Source organism: Pantoea sp. YR525 (assembly GCF_900116775.1).
In the GTDB taxonomy this organism is placed as follows: domain Bacteria; phylum Pseudomonadota; class Gammaproteobacteria; order Enterobacterales; family Enterobacteriaceae; genus Pantoea; species Pantoea symbiotica.
This window is the reverse complement of sequence record NZ_FPBU01000003.1, coordinates 131314-156470: the sequence shown is the minus strand read 5'-3', so window position 1 is coordinate 156470 and position 25157 is coordinate 131314. Positions and strand designations below refer to the sequence as shown.

Below are 25157 nucleotides of genomic sequence, written 5' to 3'. Positions count from 1 at the left end.
TTAAGGCAAAAGAATGCCCGGCGGGTTTACGCCATTAGGTTTAACGTCTTATTTACTCAGGTAAAAAACAGTCAGCAGTTGAAAAACGACCAGGCAATATTTTCCCCCAACGCGCAACTTTATTCATTGCGATGATAATTAACTCTCGGCGGCGCTCATCGAAATACTCAAAAGGCTTTCCGATTTCCTCCGGCTTGAATGTTTTGGGATTATCACGATTAGCCAACGTCATTACGCAGAACTTAAATTCATCATTCTGACGATTAAAATAACGCAGTGCCGGATTTGCGTTGTTATCACGCATTTGACGCCACTTTTTGCGAAATTCATCAAACGTCATTGGCTGAAGTTTATCAACACGAGCGCCCATCAAATGAATTTTGGAAAAATTAGCAGGTGCGTGTTGTTTAGGTACTTCCCATATAACTCTTGCCATATTAACCACCAAATTTACGACGCAGACGATTAAATAATCCGGTACGCTTGCGCTTAGTTGACAAGCCTTTTAATAGAGCCTGCTGATCGGCTGATGGGTGCCAACGCCTACCATTCTCCCCCATAATCCAGCCGTCGCCATACGACATTGACGGGCTTCGTCGTTTTAAGTGTGCTGCAAATGAGATCATCATCTTTCCCTCAACTAATTCCGATTGAAGCGCTCAGCCCGCTAATTGCATCAACGGTTGAGGCTAATGTCGGATTTGAGTGAATGCGGGTCTGTACTGCAATCGCGGCTAGCATTAGGCAGCGAATGCCGGTGTTAGCAGCTTCAACCATTCCACGGCGGCAAGTGGCTGTGATTTTCTCAGGGTTTGTTGCCTTTGCTGCCAACATGCCAACCTCGGCGGTTGCCTTGAGCACATAAGCCGAGTATTTCTCGTTCGCCACTTCATTGACTGGCACACATGGCAGGCATTGCAATTGCGCCAGAGCGCCATCTACCAGCGTTGCATCTTCAGTTAAATCTGTTAGCAACAGCATTTCACAAACTGTTAACTGGTGAATCTGATCAGGGTTCAGCTTGTTACGTAGCGTTTGCACTTTCATTCCTGCCACATTGGCCAACTCTGCCATATTGTGCGTGAGAGCAAATTTGCGGCATGCATCATCGAAATGTGTTTGGGTGGAAATCTTAAAATCAAACATATGCCAATCCTTTGATTCACTTATAGTGAATTAACCGATTACTATTTCGAAACGAGAATGTCCCAAATTGGCGCGCACTTGCTTCTCTTTGTAGCGTGCGTAGAGGATGCGGGTTTTACCACCGACACGTTTTTTACCTGGCTGCAGGCGCTTTGGTTCCGCTTCCAACTGCCCGCGCTGAGTCATTTTTCTCACAGTATCAACAGCATAACCTTCGAGGCGTGCGAACTCTAAAGTTGATACCGTAGCGCTTGGGATGCGGATTGTAATAACCGGGTTCATGTTGCAAAATCTCCTGTTGGTTATTGAGTATCGATTAGGCTTTCTTGGCGCTAATCAGTTCCTATAGGTATTTAGCTCTTGGCTACAGGACGCACTCTACATTCACTTATATCTACACATCAAGAGGTTTTTAGCTTGAAGCTACAAATTAATTTTGAGGATGGGGCTAAGGAAGTTCTTGATCGAGTAATCGAGGCCTATGGTTTTAAAACCAAACTGGCTTTAGCTGATCACCTAGGAATTGCCAGCAGTAGCTTGGCTAACCGCTATACAAGGGGCTACTTCCCCTCTGATATTGTTGTGAAATGCATGGCTGAAACTGGTGTGTCGTTGGAGTGGTTGGCAACAGGTAGAGGAAAAGAGATCGATGATTCACAAAAAGTGAATATCACTAATCGCTTTTCACTTGAGAGGAAGGTGCTAACGGGTGGTGGGCTGCAAACTCTGGATTTCGTAGCTATTGATGCGTCACTTCTAACTCATTTCAACATTCAACTGTCTGAACCAGCGATCATTATTGATGGCTCAACTCAATACATTGCGGACTTTGGAAAAAGAGACATTTTCGACGGGCTATGGTTGATAAGCATTGAGGGGTCTCATTCAATCAAGAGGGTGAGTCGATTACCCGGATCGCGCTTGAAGGTTTCATTCAACAATGAGAGCTTTGAATGTGCGCATTCAGACATTGAGGTTGTCGCTTACCTGCCCATTTCCTGCGGCTTGACGGGCTAGTTTCACAATGACTGTTAGAAAAGAACCAAATGGTAAATGGCTGGCTGAAGTTTATCCCAATGGCGCAGACGGCAAGCGCATCAGAAGGACTTTCGCTACCAAAGGGGAGGCAATTGCTTTTGAGAACCACGAGATTGAAAAAGCAAATCTGAAACCTTGGCTTGGAGAGGCAGAAGATAAACGCACGCTTAAAGACCTGGTTGATTCATGGTATTCGCGTCACGGTATAACTTTAAGAGACGGCGAAAAAAGGCAAAAGGCTATGCACCATGCATGTGAGTGCATGCGCCAACCATTAGCCAAAGACTTTAGCGCGCAGGGCTTTACGGATTATCGTGAGAAACGATTGAGTGGAAAATTCGCCCGATCCTCTCGTGTTAAAGAAGTATCGCCACGCACATTGAATCTTGAGCTTGCTTACTTCAGGGCCGTTTTTAACGAACTAACAAGGCTTGGTGATTGGAAGGGGGATAACCCTTTGCAACATGTTCGCCCGTTCCGCACAGAAGAAAGTGAAATGACATTCCTCACTAAGCAGCAGATAGCTAACTTAATTGAAGAGTGTGGGCGTAGCTCTGTTGCGGAGTTACAGACTGTTGTGAAAATTTGCCTTATGACTGGCGCACGATGGTCAGAAGCCGAATCTCTAAAATCTTCACAAATCGCTTCCAACAAAATCACGTTCATCAAGACCAAGGGTAAAAAGAACAGAAGCATTCCTATTAGCGATAAATTATCTAAGGAGCTTCCAAGGGATGACGATGGTGAATTGAAAAGTGGTTCATTATTCCCTTCTTGTTATGGAGCATTTAGAGCAGCGCTTAAGAAGACTGGCATTGAGTTGCCGGATGGACAATTAACCCATGTGCTACGCCATACCTTTGCTAGTCACTTCATGATGAATGGAGGAAATATATTAGTTTTACAGCGCATTTTGGGTCACACCGACATTAAAATGACAATGAGATATGCTCACTTTTCACCCGAACACTTTGAGGATGCAGTGAAGCTTAATCCTTTGGCATAATGGCGATGAAATGGCGATGGAAAGTTCCTAGAGATACCTATTGATGCTAACTAAAACCAATTAAGATATTGATAAGTATGGCAAGTTATTGTTTTTCCGTTGCCCTTCAACTTTCTCATAATCGCTTGGTCGCTGGTTCAAACCCAGCAGGGGCCACCAAATTTAGCGAATAAATTCATATAATTAAGCCACCTCTCTCAAGGTGGCTTTTTTCTTCTTCATTCAAAGTGGCGATTAAATGGCGTCACGTTTGCTAAAAGATTAATCACGCTCCAACTCACTCACCTGCCATCTTACCGAACTCACCCCTTTCTCCAGGCTAATACGGCTCACCAGGCTTTCAAGCTGATCGGTTAACGTCGGATTACCAATCACCTCGGCATTTACTTCCATGCGATGCGGCGGATCCATATCTTCACTGTGCAGAGATTGTAGCCGTAGGCCGCTGCCACCGAGCGTGTGCAGCATCAAGCTGCGAACCTGGACTTCATCCTGCGCGAGGCAGATGATTTGTACTTTATAGTGTTGAATCGCTTCGGCGGCTGAGACGATGGTTTGACGGTTGATCCCCAAAGCCAGTTCACGCAGCAGAATGTTCGCGCACAGAATGACCATACAGCCGATTGTTGCCTCCAGCAGCAATCCCATGCTGCACAGCACGCCAATGGCGGCGGTGCACCACAAGGTGGCGGCGGTATTTAATCCGCGGATGTTTAAGCCATCACGCATGATCACGCCTCCGCCGAGAAAACCGATACCGGATACCACATAGGCTGCAACGCGCGACGCATCGGTGGCGATACCCGGCACGCTTTGTGTCATCAGAACGAAGAGACAAGCGCCGGTGCTGACCAGCGCATTGGTGCGCAATCCGGTCATGCGTTGACGTAACTGGCGCTCACTACCAATCAGAGCCCCCAAAACCAGCGCGACTGTGACGCGCAGTAAAAAGATTTTCCAATCCATGATAGACCTCACTCCGCAGCTTTTATATGCGGAACAACAGGTTAAAAAATGGATTACAGACAGTGCGAATACCGCTGGGAATCAGCTGCATTGTGCTTATGAAAAGGGGTGATTCTGGAAGGAAATCCACCGTCTTAACGCGCAGTTAAGACAGCGTGAAAGCTATCTTACCGCGAGGTCCTGCTGTAATCGTGTGGGACAAGTGTCCAATGCCGTTCTCCTCTTGGGTAAAAATTCGCCGCGATTCTAAAGTGGTTTGCGCCGCGTTGCCAACTCAAAAAGCCCGTTCGTTTACGTTGGGTAAGGACAAGAAACCCGCCGAGGCGGGTTTATGTGCCAGTTTATCGTCCGGTCGTTAACCAACGACTCAGCGTGCCCGAGTTAGCATACCCGCTGATAATGGCGGCATAGCTATCAAAACGGTTGCTGACTTCACTGACCTGGTTGTTGTACAGATCGCTTTCTGCGCTCAATACGTCCAGCAGTGAACGGCGGCCTAAGTGATACCACTGATCAAAGAAGTCCTTACGAATACGATCGGATTCCACAATCAGGTTTTTGTACAGCACGGCGCGTTCCGCTGTTGAGTGTGCATTCTGGCTGGCAGCGCGTACACGGTTTTCCAGATCGCGGCGCTGCTCCTGCACCTGCTGACGGCTCGCTTCGGCACGCTTAATCGCCGCAATTTCCTGTGCATTGGTTGAACCGCCGCGGAATAAGCCCCAGCTCACGTTGAGGCCGGTTTGCCATGCCTGCTGGCGCCCGAGTTGATCTTCACGGGTGTTTTTGCTAACTGTCCAGTTGAGCTTTGGCAGACCAGAAGCTTTGATCGCCTCCGCCTCTTTGAAGGCCGCTCGCTCTTCGGCGCTGGCGCGCAAGATCAATGGATGCACGTCCAGACTAGTCAGCTGGCGATTTAAATCGCCAAAGGAAAGTGCCCACTTATCGCTGGCTGGTAAAGTCACGCGGCTGTTGCCCATCAGGCGATTCAGGGTGATTTCTACATCACGTGCGCGCGATTCGGCATTTTCCAGATAGCTTTGCGCTTGCAGCAAGCGCCCTTTTGCCTGCGTCAGTTCACTACGACGTCCGGTATCTGACTGAACAATACCGCTGAGCATTTTGGTCAGCTCTGCCATACGCCCCAGATATTGTTTGCTGATGGCAATGACGTGCTGCTGTTTATTCCACTCAATCAATGCATTACTTACCTGCATCGCCAGATCTTCACGCTGTGCCTGCACTGATTGCAGTGCAGAAGTCACACGCTCTTCACGACTTTCAATGGTGCGACTGGTTTGGCCAAAGTCGATAAGGTTGGTCGCCACTGAAACACCTAATGATGGCGTATTCCCCTGGTATTCATAATTCTTCGTGCCACTACCAAACTCTTTGGTGGCGGATGCGGCGCTGACATCAACCTGCGGCCAGCGCTGGCCTTTTGCTTCATCTACGCTGGCTTCAGCCGCATCACCCTGAGCGATGTAGGACTTCAGCGAGGGGCTAATACGCCAGGTAATGCGCGCCGCTGAGAGAAACTTTTGACGAATTTCACTCTCGGCAACCGTTTCATTAGCCCCACCGCTCAGCGTCACCGGGGAAGTCACTGCAGCATCGGCTGAAGGCGTGCTTACAAAATTGATATTTGCCTGTGGGCTTTCCACTGGAGCATAAGTTGAGGTTTGCGCAGGTTGAGGCTGACTCACGTTCCGCGCCGGTTGCAGCGGATTGAACGGCTTTGGCTCGGGACGACGCTGTTCCTCAGTCAGGAAACCGCCACCCTGAATTTCAGCCGGCTGGCTCGGGTTGGCGCTGATCGTTGCTGCACGTTCGACGGCCTTAAGCTGTTGCGGAGCTTCAGCTATCGCAGCCGGTGCGATTGGCGCAGCTGACGGCTGAACCGGCTGAGTAATAGCGGCCGCAGGTATCTGCCTTTCAGCGAAGATCGGCTGCTGCGCTGGCGTAGCGATTACTGGTCGCGCAACGTTTGCCGCAGATGCCGGTGGAGCAGACACTGGTACCACAGGAACCGGCAAAGGCTGAGTTCGCACCGGCGCTGGAGCTGGAACCGGAGCCGGAGCCGGAGCCGGAGCCACCGGACGTTGACCACTCATTTCCGCAAACATCATCAACTCACTGGTGGAATCAGCCATTACGTTGACAGCAGATGCCATCACCACCGCAACACAAACGGCAAGCAGAGAGAAATGACGCGCCTGTGCATGGCGCATCTTGTTATTATTTTTCATGATTATTAACGCTCGCGGAATGCTTCTTTGGCTTTCAGGACCGGCTTCAGCAGGTAATCGAGAATGGTTTTCTCACCCGTGCGCACCTCAACGGTAGCGATCATGCCAGGAATGATTGGCAGATCTTTGTTACCCGCGTGCAGCGTGCTCTTATCCGTCAGGATGAGTACGCGATAGTAGGTATCATCCGGGCGTCCACTGGCCGCTTTTTGATCGTCTTTCAACGTGTCCGGACTGATGTACTCCACGTGCCCATCAAGTCCGCCGTAAATGGCAAAGTCATAGGCAGTGATTTTCACCTTCGCAGGCAAACCAGGACGCAGGAAGGCGACATCCGACGGACGGATTTTCCCTTCCACCAGCAACTGCTCTTCCAGAGGAACGATTTCGAGGATGTGCTCACCAGGCTGAATAACCCCGCCAATGGTATTCACGCGCACGTTCTTCACTGTACCGCGCACCGGCGCCACAATCGTGGTGCGATCAACGATATCGGCACGACCAATAAGGTTCTCGCTGACCTGGCTCAGTTCTAATTCCAGGCGGCCCAGCTCGGTGTGAGCATCAGATTGATAGCGGTTACGGCGTTCGACGATTTGCGCCTGGATGTCATTGGCCTGACGCTGCATGCGCAGTAGTTCGACTTCCGACAACAGACCTTTGGCCGCTAATGGCTCAGCCAGATGAATCTCACGCATCGAAAGTGCGTAACTACGTTGCAATGAGTTGATGCTGTCACTTAACGCACGCTTACGCGATTCATAGGCTTTGGTTTCCTGCGCCACCACAGCTGGATCGCTCTTCACCTGCTCATCAAACGCCAGTGGCAGTGAATAGGCTTCAGCACGAAGGCGCGCAATACTCCCCTTCAGACCCACCACTTTGCTCAGGACTTCGCGATAGCTGGATTGCGCGCGCGTCGGGTCAATTTTCAGCAGCACATCACCGCGATCCACCACCGTACCTTCACGCACATTCATTTCCGCCAGAATGCCGCCTTCCAGGCTTTGAATGACCTGTTCACGACTGCGTGAAATGACCTTGCCATCGCCTTTGGTGATCTCTTCCACCCGCGCGTAGTTGGCCCAGGTAATACCCACGCCTAACACCGCGATGATGATCCACATCACTAGCTTGGAACCGGGTGTGGTTTGCGACAGCAGAGAAGCCTGCACGTCATTCATAAATTCGGCATCAGCGGCGGACATCCCTTTCGCGCTCTTACGCCATGGCATTAACTTGCTCATACTGCAGCCTCCTCTGCTGCTGCTTCCGCTGGCATTGGCACCGCCGAAGCATCGTTAGCGGGAGCTGGCTCACGTACCGCCGGTTCAACCGCCTGACGCGGTTGTTGGCGCGCTTTATTTTTTCCTTCCAGCGCCGCCAGAACCTGCTCTTTAGGACCGTCCGCGACCACTTTTCCTTCTTCCACCACGATGATGCGATCAACCAGCGCCAGAATGGATGGGCGATGCGTCACGACAATCAACGTGTGTCCTTCACTGGCACGACGTAAGTGCGCGAGGAACTGATTCTCCGTCATGCTATCCATGGCGCTGGTTGGCTCATCCATCAGCAGTACTTTGGGACGCGTTAACAGTGTTCTCGCCAGAGAAACCAACTGACGTTGACCGCCGGACAAGCCTTCACCGCCCTCGCCGACCGTTAAATTGATCCCGCTTGGATGACGTGCGGCGACATGATCCAAACCGGTGAGATTCAGCACGCGCAGCAGCTCATTAGCTGTAGCGTCTGGACGCCCAATCATCACGTTCTCGCGCAGCGTGCCGTAGAACAGGCGCGCATCCTGCCCGACAAAGCCAACAGCCTTGCGCCAGTCCGCAGGATCAATCTGGTTTACATCAAGACCATCGGCTGAAAGCTGGCCTTTCACCGGCTGGTAGAGACGCGCCATCACACGTAATAAGGTGGATTTACCGCTACCGATGCGGCCGAGAATCGCTATGCGTTCTCCAGCTTTGATGCTCAACGAGATATCTTTGAGAATCTCCGGGTTCGGCTTCATTGGTGGTGCCGGATAGGAGAAGTTGACGTTGGTCAGCGTGATCTCGCCACTTAGCGGCGGATCGGTGAGATAGGTTTTGCTGCTGTCACGATCGACAGGCATCTCCATCAGCTTGTTAAGTGAGGTTAATGCTGCTTTTGCCTGCTGATAACGTACCGCCAGACCAATAACCTGACCGAGCGGGCCGGTGGCGCGGCTGGCTAACATTACGGTGGCGATCATCGCACCCATGGTAAAGGTGCCTTCGTTGATCAGATAAACACCGGCAACCACCAACATCACCGTCTGGAACTGCTGCAGGAACGTCACCACGCCGGTTGCCAGCGTTGAGTAACGTTTGGATTTCATTGAGTTAGCCGATTGCAGTGCGCTGAAGTTTTCCCAGCGGCGCTGCATGTGCGCTTCGCCGCCAACTGCTTTCAGCGTTTCCATTCCTTCAACCGACTCGATCAGCACGCCTTGTTTCAGTGAAGCGTCACGCAGGTTCTCTTTCATGATACGTGCCAGTGGCCACTGGATCGCCGCACTGACGATGATGATCAGCGGGATCATCATGAGTGGAATGATCGCCAGCGGACCGCTGATAAAGAAGATCACGCCGACAAACATCAGAATGAAGGGTAGATCGGAAATCGCCGCCAGCGTGGCGGACGCCACGAAGTCACGTACCGATTCATACTCACGAATCTGGTTGGCGAAGGTACCCGAGGAAGCCGGTTTATGCTCCATCTGGATGGAAAGCGCCTGGCGGAACAGCATACTGCCGAGCACTAAATCGGCTTTTTTACCGGCCATATCCAGCAGATGCGCACGTACGAAACGCGTGACCGCTTCGAAGATCATCGCTATGGTGACGCCAATCGCCAACGACCACAACGTCACGAATGCCTGATTCGGTACCACGCGGTCATAAACGTTCATGGTAAAGAAGATGCTGGAAAGACCGAGGACGTTGATCAATACCGCTGCAATTGCGGCGCTGCGGTAATAACGGCGATAACGCCACAACGTGCTAAATAGCCAATGGCCCTTAACTTCCGGCAGCATTTCACTGGCGCGCTCATCAATGATCGCCGTGGGCTTCGTCATAACAGCAAAGCCGGCGTAGATCTCATTGAGTTCTGCCAGGCTCATCTCGACTGCGGCCGCGCTGACTTCTGGCATCACCAGTTGGAAGCGCAACTCGCGTTGGTTCTCCTCATTGGTATGAATACGACGTGACAGAACAATGCAACCGCCGCCCTCTTTGCGCAGCAGAATCATCGGCATTAACTGTTCCGGAAGATCCTGTAGACGACGCTCGACCATGCCGCCTGTGATACCGGCATTCTCTAACGCTGTCATGGCTTGTGATGGGGAGAGCAATGTCGCTTTTGGCAACCCTGCCACCAGCGCTTCTTCACTTTTCTCGCGTTTGTAGTGTTTGCAGATCCAAGCCACGCTTTTTAATAACGTGTCATCCACCGTGGTTTCAATACGAGCAACAGAACGCGCATCCTGCTCCACAGCATCCTGCTTCTGGTCGACCATTTCCCGACTCCTGTAAACCTGACAAAAAACGGTGAGCACATTGCCCACCGTTGCACCTGTTTGAATTGGGAAAATTCTGACAGAAGGCAGGTTTTCAGCCGTCCAAGACTTGTCTCAAACGGTTATGAATAATTGTTTAAACTCGTGACTAAGGGCGCTGAGAGGGGCTGTTTTGCGCGGCGTTACGTAGGAAAAAGCAAGGCTGTTGATGGCTGTCCTGGGCGTGTTATCTTACTGGCTCGCTTTATCGCAATCGGACAAATAGCAATGGTAAAACAGCGCGTAGGGATCGTGTTTGGCGGCAAATCAGCCGAGCATGAAGTGTCGTTACAATCAGCCAAAAACATCCTCGAAGCCATCGATAAGAGCAAGTATGACGTGGTGTTACTGGGGATCGATAAACAGGGCGAATGGCATCTAAATGATGCATCGGGTTTCTTACTCAACGCAGAAAATCCGAAGCTGATTGCCCTTAATCGTTCAGGTGAAAATGTCGCGCTGGTACCGGGAAGTTCGTCCCAGCAGTTGATTACCCGTCAGCAAGCGCAGCCGCTGTCACAGCTGGATGTCATTTTCCCCATCGTGCACGGCACGCTGGGTGAAGATGGTTCGCTACAGGGCTTATTACGCATGGCGAATCTGCCGTTTGTCGGCTCTGACGTGCTCGGTTCTGCGGTCAGCATGGACAAAGATTTCACCAAGCGCCTGCTACGTGATGCCGGACTGAACGTCGCACCCTGGCTGAGCGTGACGCAGGCACAGCGCGCGAGTATTAATACTGAGGCCGTGATTGCCCGCTTTGGTCTGCCGCTGTTTATCAAACCGGCTAATCAGGGATCGTCAGTCGGCGTGAGCAAAGTCGACAGCGCTGAAGCGTTCGATGCCGCACTGGATCTGGCCTTTACGTTTGACCGCAAAGTCTTAATCGAGCAAGGGATCAAGGGACGGGAGATTGAGTGTGCGGTGCTTGGCAATGATGCGCCAGAAGCCAGCCCGTGCGGCGAAGTGGTAGTCCATGATGCCTTCTACTCTTACGATACCAAATACATCAGCGAAAGCGGCGCGCAAGTGGTGGTGCCAGCAGCGATCAGCAATGAAGCCAGCGAGGCAATTCGTCAGGTGGCGGTTACCGCGTTTCAGGCGCTGGAGTGTTTTGGTATGGCGCGTGTTGACGTGTTCCTGACGGAAAGCGGCGAGATCATTGTTAATGAAGTGAATACCTTGCCCGGCTTCACCAACATCAGCATGTATCCGAAGTTATGGCAGGCGGCGGGCTTAAGCTACAGCGATCTGATTACCCGTCTGATCGAGCTGGCACAGCAGCGCCATCAGCAGACCAGCCAACTGAAAAGCAGCGTGTAAAAGGCGGACGTGGCTCAGGCCACGTCATTCATCATGCTGCGCGGCTCCATCGCCGGTGAGGTTTGATTACGGCCATTACGTTTAGAGAGATAGAGATTCTTATCCGCCGCTGACACTAAACGATTAATTACGCCAGGCCATTCACGTTCGCTCTGCGCACTGCCGCGCGCCAGACCTAAACTGGCGGTTACCGTTACCGTGTTGCCCTGAATCCAGAACTTCTCTTTAACCATCGCCTGACGTATCGTTTCGGCCAATTGATAGAGCTGGCTATGGCTACAATCGAACATCACCATCACAAACTCTTCGCCACCGAATCGACATACCATGCCACGATTACCGACCACGCGCTGAATGCGCCGCGCAATCTCTTCCAATACGCAATCACCGGCATCGTGGCCGAAATTGTCGTTAATAGCCTTGAAATAGTCGACATCGAGCATCACTACGCCCGCTTCCCGCTGTAACGAAAAAGGTTCATTTCTCAGACTTTCATACAGACCGGAACGGGACAGCAACTGGGTGAGGAAATCAAAATTAGCGCGCAGAGCAAGGCGATGATTCAGCTGGCGGATGGCATCCATGCTCACCGCCACCAGCAATGGGCTGAGCGCGACGGTAGCGACGCCGAGGCGTGCGGAGGTGAGATGGCTAATCGGCAGCAGCGCATCGTCACCCTGAATGTTCATGACGCCGTGCGACACCAGCACAATCTCGGTGATACCGGTTATCAGGATTACCAAACTGGTCAACGGAATCGGCAACACGATAGCGCACCAGATCAGCGCAGGAACCGGGAATGTCAGGCTGCCAGCCCCGCCAATCAATGCTCCAACGATCAGCGACAAGATGACCGCCGCCAGCGGCAGCAGTTTGCCGGGATGCAGCAAGGTGCGCGGTGAAACGGTGCGCAGCGGGCGCGCCAGCATCACCGGCAGCAGCATCAGCGAAGTGGAGAACTGTTCGCTAAACCAGTCGCCCCACGCCACGATAAAGCGCGCATTGAAATCGATATCCTGCGCCCATGCGCCCCAGGTCGCACACGCCGCCGCGCCAAGAAAGCAGGCGGGAAATATGCGCATCGCATTGAATACCTGACTGTTAGCGGAAGGACGCTGCAGATGTTTGATCAGCATGCTGACCGCGACGAGGATAAACAGAATATTGGCAAAATTGACGGTAAACGCCGGTAGCGCCCAGCCGGAAAATACCGTGTCGTTAAAAACCATCGCACCGAAGCACACCAGATAGCTGGAGGTGGTGTGCAAAAACGGATTCCGCACTATCAGTCCCGCCACCAGCGCATTCACCGGCCAGAACAGAGAGAACTCTTCGGGGATGCGTAAATGGCTGCCGATAAAGCAGAAAAACAGCGTAATGAAGAACAGCGTGAGAGCATTCTTTTTAAAATTATTCTCTTCAAACAGCATAACGCGCATACGTCTGAACCCTGTAACCTGGAAAGTGCCGCCATCAGCCATAGGCATCAGCAAGCATTAAACCGGAAATAACCGTGCGATGATTCGGTAATTAAGCAAGTGTTCGTCATCCTACTCTGCGGCTGGGCGGCGCTCAACCTGCCATAAACAGCAGCGTCGGGCCAAATGGCATTGTGGAAACACCAGAGACAAAGGATAAAACTTGCGGCAATTATGCCCTGTAAATAAAAAAATCGGCTATCCGAGATATCCGATTTTTCGTTTTAAAACCGCTATTCCAGCGCAGACTTATTGCTATTTCACCGCAACAGGCCACTGACTCAGACGAATGCCACGTTCACGTGCGTTTTCACCAAAGTCTTTTAGCACCGCTTTAACGTCGGGATCCATATACTCGGCGTTATCGTTATCCACAACCACCACGCTGTTTTCCGGAATCTCCGCCAGCAATCCCTGCAGTTTCGGATTGTGCATAAAGGTCAGATTTTGCTTGAGGCGTAAAACGTAGTGACCGTCATGACGCGTGAGCTGCAAGGCGTTGCGATGGCTTTTATAGATGCTGTAGAGAATTTGGGTAGCGATGCCAATTCCAATGCCGGCCAGCATGCCAAACACAATAATCCCGCCGATAGTGGCAAGGAATGGCACATATTGCTGCGGCCCCATGCGTATCTGCTCAATGAACAGGCGCGGCGTGGCCAGCTTATAGCCGGTATAAAGGAGTACCGCCGCGAGGCTGGCAAGGGGAATCGCGTTGAGCAGATTACTGAACCACAGGCCGCAGATTAACAGCAGCACACCATGAATCAGAATCGACAGCTTGGTTTGCGCGCCAACGCTCACGTTCACCGAGCTGCGTACGATCACCGCAGTAATCGGCATCGCGCCAAGAAAACCGGCGGTCAGGTTACCAATGCCCTGGGCAAACATCTCTTTGTTAGGTGAAGGAGCAGGATTTTGCGGACGCAGTTTCTTCAGCGCTTCCTGGCTGAGCAGGGTTTCAAGGCTCGCGACCAGCGCCAGCGTTATCGCCACCATCCACACCGTAGGGTTCTGCCACGCTTGCCAGTCTGGCGTTTCCAGCTCCGCAACCAGCGCCGACATGCTATCGAACGCAGGTAGCGTGATGCGCGGTAAGCCTTCGGCCAGCGCCGGGAACAGACGATCGCCAAATACCGTGGCGGCACAGCCCACCAGCACCGCCACCAGCGGACCGGGCATCCAGCTCAGCGCTTTAACCGATTTAATCAGCGGCGTGGTCCACAGCCAGAGAATGACTAAACCCACGCCAGCAACCAGCATCGCGCTGCGCGAAAATTGAAACTCCCCGTTAACCAGCGACAGCAGCTCGACATCGCCGGCCGCGCCGAATGCCACCGGAATTTGCTGCATGATCAGCAGAATACCAATCGCCGCCAGCATGCCTTTAATCACGCTGCTCGGCACCAGCGCGATAAAACGTCCGGCACGCAGTAAGCCAAACAGGCACTGCAACACACCCGCCAGAATCAGCGCGGTGAGAAAGGCGGAAAAGCTTCCTAGCGTGGCGATCGATGCGACCACAATCGTCACCAAACCCGCCGCTGGACCGCTGACGGCAAAGCGCGACGGGCTCAGCGCAGTAACCAGCAAACCGCCAATCACACCGGTTAGCAGACCAGCAAAGGGTGGTAATCCACTCGCCTGCGCGATGCCAAGGCAGAGCGGCAGCGCGACCAGAAACACCACCAAACCAGCCGGAATATCCTGACGAAGCGTGCTTAAATTCATGGCGTTGATTCCTCTGCAGATTGCTGAATTAACCGCGCGCGGCGCTGCAAAGCCAGACTGCGATTTATCGCTAATAAGGGTTTCAGGGGCGTCACAATAATCTTATCCCAACGTTTAAAAATATCGTTTTCAGGTAAATAGCGACGTCATTTAACGCGGCTATGGTGCACAATCGAGGATTAAAGCAGAACTTCCTCACAGAAATTGTTTATAGACGCTTAAGCATGGTGTTGCATCAGGAATATATCTGACGTCGACAAAGCGAGTCTTTTTGTAAACAAAAGTTCAGTAAACGTATGAATTCGGTAAGTTTATGCAATTGGACAAGCAATCGGCGATATCGATAAAAATCATTATTAACAGTTAAATAAGAGCATCTTTAAATATAATATTCGTAATGCAATTACAAAAATATACACGTAATAATGGTATGCCTTTCAAGTGGCGATAAGAATTAAACCTTTTGAGCTGGGAAGATTCCTAATTACAAAACTTATGATTAGCGGTATTCACTGCCATTGCGCCAGAAAGGCAATATAATTCACTATTCATTCTCAGTAAATTAAGCAAGAGATCAGGAAAACAATGAGGGGAATAATAGTTACGCAGGAGTGTAAATATAACTGGACCTGAAGAGGACATGAATGCGCCTGCCTAAGCAGACGCTATTTCACCTGACGAATTATTTACCGTTCCACGCTTTCATACGCGCTTCACGCACCTGCAATTGCTGTTCAGGCGTTAGTTTGTTGTAGTTTTCTGCCATGCCACTTTCCCAGTCGCCATACAGCGGGTTCGGTAACACGATGAATTGGGTGCCAAAACGCTGATGGTTGAGGCTCACGAACTGCTGACGCTGCGCATTTCCCTGATGCCAGGTTGAACCGCCAAAGTCATTCAGGTTGTCGCCCACATACAGCACCACGTTGTAACCAGCGTTTTTCACCGCATCGAAGCGCTCTTGCTTGTTGGAATTGCCGGTGCTCAGGCGCACCGTCTTCTCACTCACGCCGCTGAAGCCCAGCTTATTCAGGTTCTCCACCGTTGCGGCATAGTCTTTTTGATCGCGGTTGGAGATATAGAACATAGTGCCGCCGTGGCTGTTGACGTAGTTAGCAAACTCCACTGCGCCCGGCACGGCGGTTGCCTGACGTGCCTGCGTCCACGCTGACCAGGTTTTACCCGAGAAGGGCTGCCCATTTTTTGCCTGCCACGCGCTGTAGGCGCTGTTATCGATCATCGTTTCATCTAAATCGACGATAACCGCTTTCGGTTTACCCGCCAGCGATGGCGCCTGATCAAAAGCCATGCGCGCGCTGTTAAACGCCTGCCAGCTCAATGCCTGATATTCGCCTGATTGCTGGAACCAGTTCACTGCCAGTACCGATTGCTGGCCAAGCTGCTGTTGAGCCTGCTGTTTGGCAGGTTGCGCGCAACCGGTCAAAGCCAACGCCATTAAGCCGGACGCCGCCAGCAAAGTGGTTTTCTTCATCATTTCATCCTTAAGTGATTAGGGTCAGTTTTTGTAAAGCTTTAAAAATGTAGCAGTTAACGTAAGCTGTGGGCAGCAGAATGCAGCCGTTTGGTGAGAGGAGACACTTATGGCACAGCACCCACACAGCGGTCCACGATCAAGACTATTGGATGAGTTTTCCTGGCTGGAATATGCCTTTCAGCCGGCGGGCCAGCCCGTTCCAGCCAATGCCGCTTACGGCCAACAGCGTCACAGCGCCAATGTGCTGCTGGCTAATCAAAACATCCCGCCTAAGCGTTGCGAATCAGATGGTTTGATTGGCGAAGATCATCTGCCGGTCGCGGTGTATACCGCCGATTGTCTGCCGGTGTTATTTGCCGATCCGCAACAGCAGCAAGTGGCGGCGGTGCACGCCGGATTAAAAGGCACGCTCGGCGGCGTGTTGAACAACGCGATTGATCGTCTGCTGGAACGCGGCGCTAGCCGTGAAACACTGCGTGTGGTCATCGGTCCGGCGATCGGGCCGTGCTGCTATGAGCTGGGTAACGATCTGGTGACACAGATGCAGGATCGTCACGATCTTCCGCCGTTACCCTATTCCACTCAGCAGCCGCACAACGCACAAGCGATCCGTCCGCAGGCGCGGGCCCAGCAAGATGGAATCTGGTTTGATTTGCCTAATCTGGCGCGGCGCTTGTTGTTACAGCGGGGAATAGTGGCGGAACATATTGAGGTGCTGAACGTCTGTACTTACTGCATGGCGGAATCGGGTTCCAGCTATCGCTACAACACCCATTTTGACAGCGGCTATCAGTCACGTTTCTCGTGGATCCGCACGCGTGGTTGAGGGCTTCACATCCTTGTGAAGCCTTGTCGATCAGTGAATTATTGCGTTGAGCGCCAGTACGCCGGCTAAACCGAGAATCGAGATCAGCGTTTCCATCACCGTCCAGGTTTTCAGGGTTTCCACCACGCTCAGGTTGAAGTAGCCCTTAAACAGCCAGAAGCCGGGATCGTTAACGTGTGAAGCGATCACGCTGCCGGAACCCACCGCCAGCACCATTAAGGCCGGATCGGCGTGCGTGGCCGCGATAATCGGCGTCACAATGCCTGCGGTGGTGATGGCGGCCACCGTGGCGGAACCCAACGCCACGCGCAGCATCGCTGCAACCGTCCAGCACATCAGCAGCGGTGACAGTGACGATCCCTTCATCATATCGGCGATGTAGTTACCCACGCCGCTGTCCACCAGCACCTGTTTGAACGCACCGCCGCCAGCGATGATAAAGATGATCATGGCGATGGCGGCAATCGATTCGCCGCACATATCCATCACTTCTTCCATCTTACGGCCATTGCGCAGCCCCAACGTCAGCACCGCAATCACCACCGCGATAAACAGCGCTACCGCTGGATTGCCGATGAATTCGAAGAACTGACGCAGTGCGTTCTCTTTCGGCGTGGTCAACTCGAAGACGGCGGCAATCGCCATCAGTACCACGGGTATGACTGCGGCAAAGATACTGATACCAAAGCCCGGCATCTCCTCTTCGGTGAAGATTTTTGGGTTATACAAACCTTCTGGCGGTGACTTCTCAAAGCTTTTAAGGAACTTCGAGAAAACCGGCCCGGCAATAATCACCGTTGGAATGGTGATGATCATGCCGTAGAGCAACGTTGTACCGAGATTGGCGCCAAAGATGGTGGCAATCGCCGTTGGGCCCGGATGCGGCGGCAGGAAGCAGTGTGTGACCGAGAGCGCGGCCACCATCGGCACGCCGACATACAGCAGCGGCAAACCGGCAGCCGCCACGATAGTGAACACCAGCGGCAGCAGCAGTACGAAGCCAACTTCATAGAACATTGCCAGGCCGACGATCAGTCCGGTCACTACCAGCGCCCATTGCAGCCGCTCTTTACCAAACGCGGCGATCAACGTGGTGGCCACCCGTTGAGCAGCACCGGTATCGGAAACCAGCCGCCCCAGCATGGCGCCGAAGCCGAGGATCATCGCTAATCCGCCTAACGTGGAGCCGATACCTTTCTGGATCGAGGCCATCACATTCAGCGGCGTCATGCCTTCGGCGATACCGACCACCGCCGAGACAAACACTAAGGCAATGAAACCATTGACCTTAAATACAATCATCAACACCAGCAGCAGTATCACACCCAGCACAATGATGGTTATTGGCATTTTTTATTATCCTTAGGAATACAGAGGGGTGATTAAGGTTTAGGCGCGGCCCGACGATAACGCCAGCCGCGCACAGGCATCACACGGCGACGCGCATGCCACCGTCAACGAACAGCAGATGCCCGTTGACGAAGTTCGACGCACCTGAAGCGAGGAACACCGCCGCGCCAATCAGCTCTTCCGGCTTGCCCCAGCGTGCGGCTGGCGTGCGCTTGGTGAGCCAGCCGGTAAAAGCAGGATCATCAGCCAATGCTTGTGTCATCTCAGTAACGAAATAGCCCGGCGCAATGGCATTGACCTGAATATTGTGGCGCGCCAGCTCCACGCACATGCCGCGCGTTAGCATGGTCACCGCGCCTTTGGAGGCAGCGTAAGGCGTGATAGTGTCGCGCCCTAATTCGCTCTGCATCGAACCAATATTGATGATTTTACCCTGCTGACGCTCAACCATTTTCTTCGCCACGGTTTGTGAAACCAGGAATACGGCAGTCTGGTTTACCGCAATGACGTCATTCCAGTCCTGCTCCGGGAATTCCAGGAAAGGTCGGCGGCGCTGAATGCCGGCATTGTTCACCAGCACATCAATCGCGCCCCACTCCGCTTCAATCTCATCCACCGCCTGCTTCACCTGCGCCGATTGGGTGACATCAAACGCTTTGGCATGTGCACGGAATCCGAGCTCGCGCAATTGGATTGCAGCTTTCTCTGCGCCTTCATGCGTGGTGGCGTTGACGATCACTTCGGCACCGGCTTCCGCTAAGCCGCGCGCCAGCAGGAATCCAATGCCACGCGCCGAACCGGTTAGCAGCACACGCTTGCCTTCGAGGGAAAATAACTGGCTCATCACTGCTCCTTAGAAAGTTAACTGAACTTTAGCGGCACGGGTTTTATCGCCGGCAAACTGCAGCGCGGCATCAATATCCTGCAAGGCGAACTCACCGCTGAACAGCGGCAACGGGTTTACCACGCCAGTAGCCAGCCATTCGACGGCGGTGTTGAATTCATGGGTAAAGCGGAATGAGCCGACCAGATTAATCTCTTTGGCAATCAGCGCCATGATCGGGAAGTTTGGGATAGTGCCGCCCATACCAACCTGCACCAGCGTGCCTTTGGCGCACACCACATCAAGGCAGCGCTGCAGCGAAGAAGGATGACCAGAGGCTTCAAACGCCACATCGAAATAGCCTTTGTCGGCGAGGTATGGCGCGAAATTGCCCTCTGCGGCATGAATCACGTCGGTTGCGCCCATCTGCTGCGCCATCTCCAGTGAACGCTCGCTGATATCGCTGCACACAATGGAGGCAGCTCCGCGCGCTTGTGCTGCCGCCGCAATCAGGCAGCCAATTGGCCCCACGCCCGAGATAAACACGTGCTTGCCGGTGAGATCGCCCGCCTGCTGCGTGGCGTGAATGCAAACCGCTAGCGGCTCAGCAAATACCATGACTGTTTCATCAGCATCCTGCGGGAATGGCACGCATTGCGCGCTATCTACCACTTTATATTGAGTGAAACCGCCATCAACGTGCGGCACATACATGGCGCTGCCGAAGAAGCGCATAGTAGTGCACTGGTTTTCCTGATCGCGCTGGCAATATTTGCACGTACCGCAAGGCTTGGAGGGATTAACCGCGACTTTTTGCTCAGGTTTGAGATTCGGGTTATCGCTCTCGACCACGTAGCCGATCACTTCATGCCCAAGGATCATCGGCATTTTGATCTCAAAACTGCCGACCTTACCTTCCTGATAGTAATGCAGGTCAGAGCCACAAATGCCGCCACGCGTAATGCGCACCAGCGTACCTTTGCCGTCCCATTTCACCTGCTGCTGCGCAACGCTGACTTGTTTTTTTCCGGTGATTACGCCGGATTGCGTATCGATATTCATAACGTCCCCATAAGTGCTGTCGCAATGGGGGTCATCAGACCGGGTTATGCAGCTTTAAACTGTGACAAAGATCACCTTAAAACATGTTACGAGAAGGTGTTACCTGGAACGTGAAGCATGTGATGTAGAAAGGAAAAAAGGCGGCCGTAATTGGCCGCCGCAGAACAGAATTAATAGCCTGACATCAGGTCGTGGCTGTATTTGAACAGCTCAGAATCGGAGCGCAAACCGAGTTTTTTCAGCGCAGATTGTTTCTGTCCGCTCACGGTTTTACGACTGCGTTTAAACTTCACGGCAATTTGCGACACGCTCAAACCGTCGAGGAAACAACGTACCACTTCCACTTCGCGCGGACTGAGGGTTTTCACCTTCTCATACATGTTGCCTTTGCTGCTGAAATCGAGGCTATCATCCAGTGACTCTTCGCTCATTACATAGAGATTCTCCACTTCGTAAGCGACTTCTTTGGACAAGAACAAACGTCCCTGCGCCACCTGACGAATCGCATGCGTAATTTCCTGCATGTTGTGGCTTTTACCAATAAAACCTTTCACACCCGCGCTGAGCACCATTTTGACGATGGCCGGACTTTCCATTGAAGATGAGATGAGAATTTTTTGCTGCGGATAGTGATTACGCAATTGTTTCACCAACGCCAAACCATCCAGTTCACGCTCACCCAGCAGGAAATCCAGTACCAGCACATCAACCACAGTACTTCTTAGCTGATTAAATAATTCATTACTTGAAGCCCAGGTTCCCACCAAATGAATATCGGGCTCATGTTTTAAACACAACTCGAAAACGGTACGGACCATTGGGTGATCATCAAGGACAGCAACACGCACTTGTTTATTGTGTGCATATACCATTTATATATTCCTTTATTACAGTTTTAACTTTGTCCAATTGTGATAACCACACCAGCTGAAGTGACCTGATGATATTAATATGTAAAGATTGAGATAATAATTTCATCTCAGCATTATAATTTCCCACACGCTTTCGCCAGAAAATAGATTATTCACGTCGTTTAACTGGCTTTCAATTCTCAGCGCAATAGATTTTTATGTTGTCCACTCACGTTAAACTGCGAAAATTCTGACTTAACTCCACAATAAGACCACATAAGAATTGTCTTGAAAGGACAAGACATAGTTAACACTTTGAATAAAATGAACAATTAATAAAATCGAGTTTTTGAATGCTCAAGCATTTTCTTTAACGACAGGTTGTTTTTTTGAGAATGGTCGCAAAATATTGACACTATTGAAATAGGGGGAGAGAAGTATATAAATATCTCTATACTCCAATGTCCTCACTGTAATTAATATCATTACTTTTCTCGAGATGTAGCCGTGTTCAATTCGCTCGCAAGTTTTCGCCGGACAGTGCTATTGCTGGTCGCTTTATTTTCCTGTACATCATCTGCAACGGAAAAAACACTGCAGCTTCTGGCTCGATATGATACTGCGCAACCCGCATTGCAATTAGCCGAACCCATTCCTTCGGAATTTCGCAACAAAGTGATCAAAGTCGCAGTAGCGGGTCAGCCGCAGCCTCCTTTATTTATGGATACCGACACACGACGCTTTGAAGGGCTGAGTGCCGATTATCTCTCCCTGATACAAAGCATGCTCGATACCACCATTGAGCTCTATTACTATCCTGATCACAGCGCCGCGCAGAAAGCCGTGATCAGTGGCGAGATGCAGATGCTGGCGATCAATGTTGTGTTACCCACTTCACCGCCACAACAGTTGATCTCAAGTGCACCCTGGATGTTGGATTACAGCGTGGTTGGCTTTAAAGCAGAACACGCAATCAGCCTGAGTCCTTCACAGGGCCAACGTATCGCCTGGTCCGGAGCACCGCAACGACGCGAATATCTGGAAAGTAACTATCATGGCGACCAACTGGTGCGCTTTCCTGGCTATTATGATGCAGTTGCGTCCGTGGTTTTTAATCAGACTGGGCAGGTTTGGGGAAATGCCGCAACGCTAAATCATCTCAACCGATATCTGTTTGCTAATGCGCTTAAAATAGCGCCAGACGCACACAGCATTCCAATGAACGTTAGCTTTGGAATTAGTCCACACTTTCCCTTGCTGGCAAAAGCGGTTGATAAGGCATTGCAGCAAATTCCGCTGTCTATTCGCATGCAGATAGCCAAACGCTGGCAGCTTGATGTTCACCATGTTTTGCAACGTAATCCACTCGCATTAACCCTGGAAGAGGAGCAGTGGCTGAAGGATCACTCACGTATAAGCACCTTATTACCGACCAAATTAGCCCCGTTAAGTAGCCGTACAGCGAAAATGCCCTTCCTCGGCATGAGTGTTGATGTGCTGGAACTGATCGCCAATCTGACCGGGCTGAATTTCAGTAATCATGCGTTGGGAGCAGCATCACCTTCCAGCGATAAATATAATTCTCCTCGCCTGTTTCCCATGGATATCCTGGATCGGGAAGACGAGGCGCATCCTCAGTTAACAACCCGACCATGGCTGGTGTCGCATTGGGTGATCATCCGCAATCAGAAACCCCGCAATATCGTCGGACGCGATTCCTTCCCCTTTGGCTCAGTACTAATGCTGAGCAATCAAACGATGAAAGAGTGGATGTTGCAGCATTATCCCCACCTTAGTTTAGCTAACAGTGATGATCCAATTGATGCCCTGCGCCAGTTGCAAGAGCACAAGATTGATGCCGTAGTGCTGCCAAAAATTTTTGCAGATTATCTGCTACGTAATCATTTTGGCGATGCGTTGCATGTTGAGAGTACGCTGGGTGCCGATCCAGCACGTTTCGTTATGCGTGTTGAGCCCGGTAATGAAATGTTGGTCAGCATTCTCAATAAAGCCTTATTAGCGATCCCTCCCGAAACACTGTTCAAACTGCTGGCGCAGTGGCGGCAGGCAGAAACCCCTTTTATTAGCGCTTCATGGCAGAACTATAAACAGGCGATCCTGATGATTGTTTCAGTTTCGTCCGGGCTGATTGTGCTTATTTTGTTGTGGAACCGTCATTTGCGTAAGGTCATTCAACAGCGCATTCAGGCCGAAAATGCGTTAAAGAATCAACTCAATTTCACCCATACTCTATTTAATGAATCGCCGGTCGCGATGTATATTCGCGACAAAAATACCCGGTTGGTTGACTGTAACAAAGCCTATTTGCGCTATATGAATTTCCAGCGTGAAGAGGTGATTGGCAAACGGCTATCCGATGTATTTACGGGCAATAATGCCAGCATCCAAAGTATTGAAGAGGGTTATCAGCAAACCTTACGCGATGGCGAAGCCGTGATGCGCGATATCCATATGGTATTTGATCAACAACCTCTCCAGCTCTACAACTGGACATTACCTTTTCGCGATCGTCTCGGCGATGTAGCAGGCGTAATTGGTGGCTGGCTGGATGTGACCGAACGTAATGCGCTGTTGCAGGAGTTGCAGCTGGCAAAAGATGCGGCGGATAAAGCGAATCGTTCCAAAAGCGAATTCCTCGCCAGTATGAGCCATGAGATCCGCACCCCGTTGCATGCCATTATTGGCTTGCTAGAGCTGGAAACACGATCGCAGCCCACGGATTCACTTTCAGAGAATATTCGTGTTGCCTACAGTTCAGCACACGCATTGTTATCATTAATTGGTGATGTACTCGATCTTTCAAAGATCGAATCCGGTATGTATCAACCCACGCCGGAAACTGTCTATTTGCCGGATGTCATTGAGCAAGCTGTCGCACTGTTCCGCAACAAAGCCGAAAGCAAAGGGATTGATCTACGTGTCGAAATGGATATCGCCGCCTATTGGGTGAAAACAGATCCGCTGATGATCAACCAGATCCTCTCTAATCTTTTAAGCAATGCTATTAAATTTACGGAAGAAGGCACAGTTACCGTGGTGCTGATGCAAGGTATCGCGCAGGAAGAGGAAGGCAGCGAATTTGTCATTGAAGTGAGCGATAACGGTTGTGGTATGACGGAAGATCAACAACATGCCATTTTTGAACCCTTTGTCCAGGTCGGCGAACGCCATCAACAGCAGCTGGGCACCGGATTAGGATTAAGTATTTGCCGTAATCTTGCGCACTTGCTGGATGGCGAGCTGATTGTAGAAAGTGCACCGGGCGAAGGAGCGGTCTTCTCTTTTTATTTCCGTGCACCGCAAGGAGAACCACGCGATCAGACCCAACCGCATCTGTCGCATCCTGTGTTCTCTGACAAACTCTCAGTGTTAGTTATTGACGATCATGCTCCCAATCGCTTGCTACTCGGTAAGCAACTTGAGTTATCAGGCCATCAGGTGGTGGTCAGCGAAAGTGCTGCTGAAGCGCTGGCGCTGTGGCAGCAAGCGCCACTGCGTTTTGATTTAATCATCACCGATTGCAATATGCCGACAATGAACGGCTTTCAGTTTGCTGAGGCGCTCCGCCAATATGAGCAACTGCATCATTTACCGCCGATTATGTTGTACGGCCTAACGGCCTCGGCCGAACAACACATCATGCAACGCTGTTTGCAGGCTGGCATGAATGACTGCCTGTTTAAGCCTCTGAATCTGGATCGTTTACTGGCGCAGATTGAGCATTGCACCCGACGTGGCGCGACGGACTCAAAACCATCGCCTGCCGCTGAAGAATTCATTCAGGATGATGATGGTGCAGAAAGCGCTATTGTCAATCTCCCTCCACTGTTAACCCAGTTGGCTGAACGTGATGTTGAAAGTTGCCTGGCGTTGATTGCCAGCATCCGCACCAGCCACGAAACGTTGCTGGCAGAATTACAGCAAACTCAGGAAGCCAGTGCGCTGTCACAACTCGGCCACAAACTAAAAGGAGGTGCCGCGATTTTGAATGCGCATGCTCTGGTGAAATTAGGTCGTCAATTAGAGGTGCACCGCGAGGAGGCATATGATGCGCAAACATTAATAGCGAAAATTACAGTGGAAATAGATCGTGTAAATCAAACGCTATTAGAATTTTCAGAACTTCGCCTGAAAAATCATCACTTTTCCTAGAATCATAATCTTATCGAGACATTTCTCGGTTCGCCCTATTAATCC

Annotated in this window: 20 protein-coding genes; 5 read left to right on the top strand and 15 right to left on the bottom strand. The window is 51.4% G+C overall.

Annotated elements, in window-relative coordinates:
- Positions 1 to 52 precede the first annotated feature (52 nt).
- The 4 genes from BM323_RS07200 to BM323_RS07185 all read right to left on the bottom strand — a co-directional run bounded on the left by BM323_RS07200 (position 53) and on the right by BM323_RS07185 (position 1428).
- On the bottom strand, positions 53 to 370 hold the full coding sequence (locus BM323_RS07200) for a hypothetical protein (protein WP_254773232.1): 318 nt from the start codon (positions 368 to 370) through the stop codon (positions 53 to 55).
- A 67-nt stretch (positions 371 to 437) separates the two neighbouring features.
- Complete coding sequence (locus BM323_RS07195; protein ID WP_091003366.1) at positions 438 to 629, bottom strand: phage filamentation protein Fil family protein; 192 nt, start codon at positions 627 to 629, stop codon at positions 438 to 440.
- A 7-nt stretch (positions 630 to 636) separates the two neighbouring features.
- Entirely contained in the window at positions 637 to 1146 is a 510-nt protein-coding gene (locus tag BM323_RS07190) for a phage regulatory CII family protein (RefSeq protein ID WP_091003363.1), read from the bottom strand.
- Between the two features lie 30 nt (positions 1147 to 1176).
- The gene (locus BM323_RS07185; RefSeq protein ID WP_091003360.1) at positions 1177 to 1428 is read right to left on the bottom strand and encodes a hypothetical protein; all 252 of its coding nucleotides are present in this window, start codon (positions 1426 to 1428) and stop codon (positions 1177 to 1179) included.
- 135 nt (positions 1429 to 1563) lie between these two features.
- Between BM323_RS07185 and BM323_RS07180 the strand changes: the two genes are divergently transcribed.
- Together BM323_RS07180 and BM323_RS07175 are read left to right on the top strand one after the other, a co-directional pair.
- Positions 1564 to 2163, top strand: coding sequence for a phage repressor protein CI (locus tag BM323_RS07180; RefSeq protein ID WP_175501689.1), 600 nt, complete (start codon positions 1564 to 1566; stop codon positions 2161 to 2163).
- A 7-nt stretch (positions 2164 to 2170) separates the two neighbouring features.
- Complete coding sequence (locus BM323_RS07175; protein WP_091003354.1) at positions 2171 to 3190, top strand: phage integrase; 1020 nt, start codon at positions 2171 to 2173, stop codon at positions 3188 to 3190.
- A 261-nt stretch (positions 3191 to 3451) separates the two neighbouring features.
- Here the strand turns inward: BM323_RS07175 and BM323_RS07170 are convergent, their stop codons facing one another.
- The 4 genes from BM323_RS07170 to BM323_RS07155 all read right to left on the bottom strand — a co-directional run bounded on the left by BM323_RS07170 (position 3452) and on the right by BM323_RS07155 (position 9961).
- The gene (locus BM323_RS07170) at positions 3452 to 4156 is read right to left on the bottom strand and encodes an MgtC/SapB family protein (protein ID WP_008103447.1); all 705 of its coding nucleotides are present in this window, start codon (positions 4154 to 4156) and stop codon (positions 3452 to 3454) included.
- A gap of 341 nt (positions 4157 to 4497) precedes the next feature.
- The gene (locus tag BM323_RS07165) at positions 4498 to 6405 is read right to left on the bottom strand and encodes a TolC family protein (RefSeq protein WP_008103448.1); all 1908 of its coding nucleotides are present in this window, start codon (positions 6403 to 6405) and stop codon (positions 4498 to 4500) included.
- A 5-nt stretch (positions 6406 to 6410) separates the two neighbouring features.
- Positions 6411 to 7652, bottom strand: coding sequence for an HlyD family type I secretion periplasmic adaptor subunit (locus BM323_RS07160; protein WP_008103450.1), 1242 nt, complete (start codon positions 7650 to 7652; stop codon positions 6411 to 6413).
- Entirely contained in the window at positions 7649 to 9961 is a 2313-nt protein-coding gene (locus tag BM323_RS07155) for a type I secretion system permease/ATPase (RefSeq protein WP_008103452.1), read from the bottom strand. The genes BM323_RS07160 and BM323_RS07155 overlap by 4 nt, the downstream gene beginning before the upstream one ends.
- A gap of 267 nt (positions 9962 to 10228) precedes the next feature.
- Between BM323_RS07155 and ddlA the strand changes: the two genes are divergently transcribed.
- Entirely contained in the window at positions 10229 to 11323 is a 1095-nt protein-coding gene (gene ddlA, locus BM323_RS07150) for a D-alanine--D-alanine ligase (RefSeq protein ID WP_008103454.1), read from the top strand.
- Positions 11324 to 11337: 14 nt separating this feature from the next.
- Here the strand turns inward: ddlA and BM323_RS07145 are convergent, their stop codons facing one another.
- From BM323_RS07145 to BM323_RS07135, 3 genes are all read right to left on the bottom strand, one after another.
- On the bottom strand, positions 11338 to 12762 hold the full coding sequence (locus tag BM323_RS07145; RefSeq protein ID WP_008103457.1) for a GGDEF domain-containing protein: 1425 nt from the start codon (positions 12760 to 12762) through the stop codon (positions 11338 to 11340).
- A gap of 294 nt (positions 12763 to 13056) precedes the next feature.
- Positions 13057 to 14532 (bottom strand): SulP family inorganic anion transporter, encoded by a 1476-nt coding sequence (locus BM323_RS07140; RefSeq protein ID WP_008103460.1) that lies wholly within the window; start codon positions 14530 to 14532, stop codon positions 13057 to 13059.
- 682 nt (positions 14533 to 15214) lie between these two features.
- The gene (locus BM323_RS07135) at positions 15215 to 16024 is read right to left on the bottom strand and encodes a 5'-nucleotidase, lipoprotein e(P4) family (RefSeq protein WP_008103462.1); all 810 of its coding nucleotides are present in this window, start codon (positions 16022 to 16024) and stop codon (positions 15215 to 15217) included.
- Between the two features lie 109 nt (positions 16025 to 16133).
- Here BM323_RS07135 and BM323_RS07130 point away from each other — a divergent pair, with 109 nt between their 5' ends.
- Complete coding sequence (locus BM323_RS07130) at positions 16134 to 16853, top strand: purine nucleoside phosphorylase YfiH/LACC1 family protein (RefSeq protein ID WP_008103464.1); 720 nt, start codon at positions 16134 to 16136, stop codon at positions 16851 to 16853.
- 30 nt (positions 16854 to 16883) lie between these two features.
- On the opposite strand, the gene BM323_RS07125 is transcribed toward BM323_RS07130, so the two are convergent.
- From BM323_RS07125 to BM323_RS07110, 4 genes are all read right to left on the bottom strand, one after another.
- Positions 16884 to 18203, bottom strand: a complete 1320-nt coding sequence (locus tag BM323_RS07125; protein ID WP_008103467.1) for a gluconate:H+ symporter — start codon at positions 18201 to 18203, stop codon at positions 16884 to 16886.
- A 79-nt stretch (positions 18204 to 18282) separates the two neighbouring features.
- On the bottom strand, positions 18283 to 19047 hold the full coding sequence (gene idnO, locus BM323_RS07120; protein ID WP_008103469.1) for a gluconate 5-dehydrogenase: 765 nt from the start codon (positions 19045 to 19047) through the stop codon (positions 18283 to 18285).
- A 9-nt stretch (positions 19048 to 19056) separates the two neighbouring features.
- The gene (idnD, locus tag BM323_RS07115) at positions 19057 to 20088 is read right to left on the bottom strand and encodes an L-idonate 5-dehydrogenase (protein ID WP_008103472.1); all 1032 of its coding nucleotides are present in this window, start codon (positions 20086 to 20088) and stop codon (positions 19057 to 19059) included.
- Positions 20089 to 20258: 170 nt separating this feature from the next.
- Positions 20259 to 20960: a response regulator gene (locus BM323_RS07110; protein WP_008103473.1), complete on the bottom strand. Its 702-nt coding sequence runs from the start codon at positions 20958 to 20960 to the stop codon at positions 20259 to 20261.
- Between the two features lie 486 nt (positions 20961 to 21446).
- Between BM323_RS07110 and BM323_RS07105 the strand changes: the two genes are divergently transcribed.
- On the top strand, positions 21447 to 25112 hold the full coding sequence (locus tag BM323_RS07105; RefSeq protein ID WP_008103474.1) for an ATP-binding protein: 3666 nt from the start codon (positions 21447 to 21449) through the stop codon (positions 25110 to 25112).
- Positions 25113 to 25157: the final 45 nt, after the last annotated feature.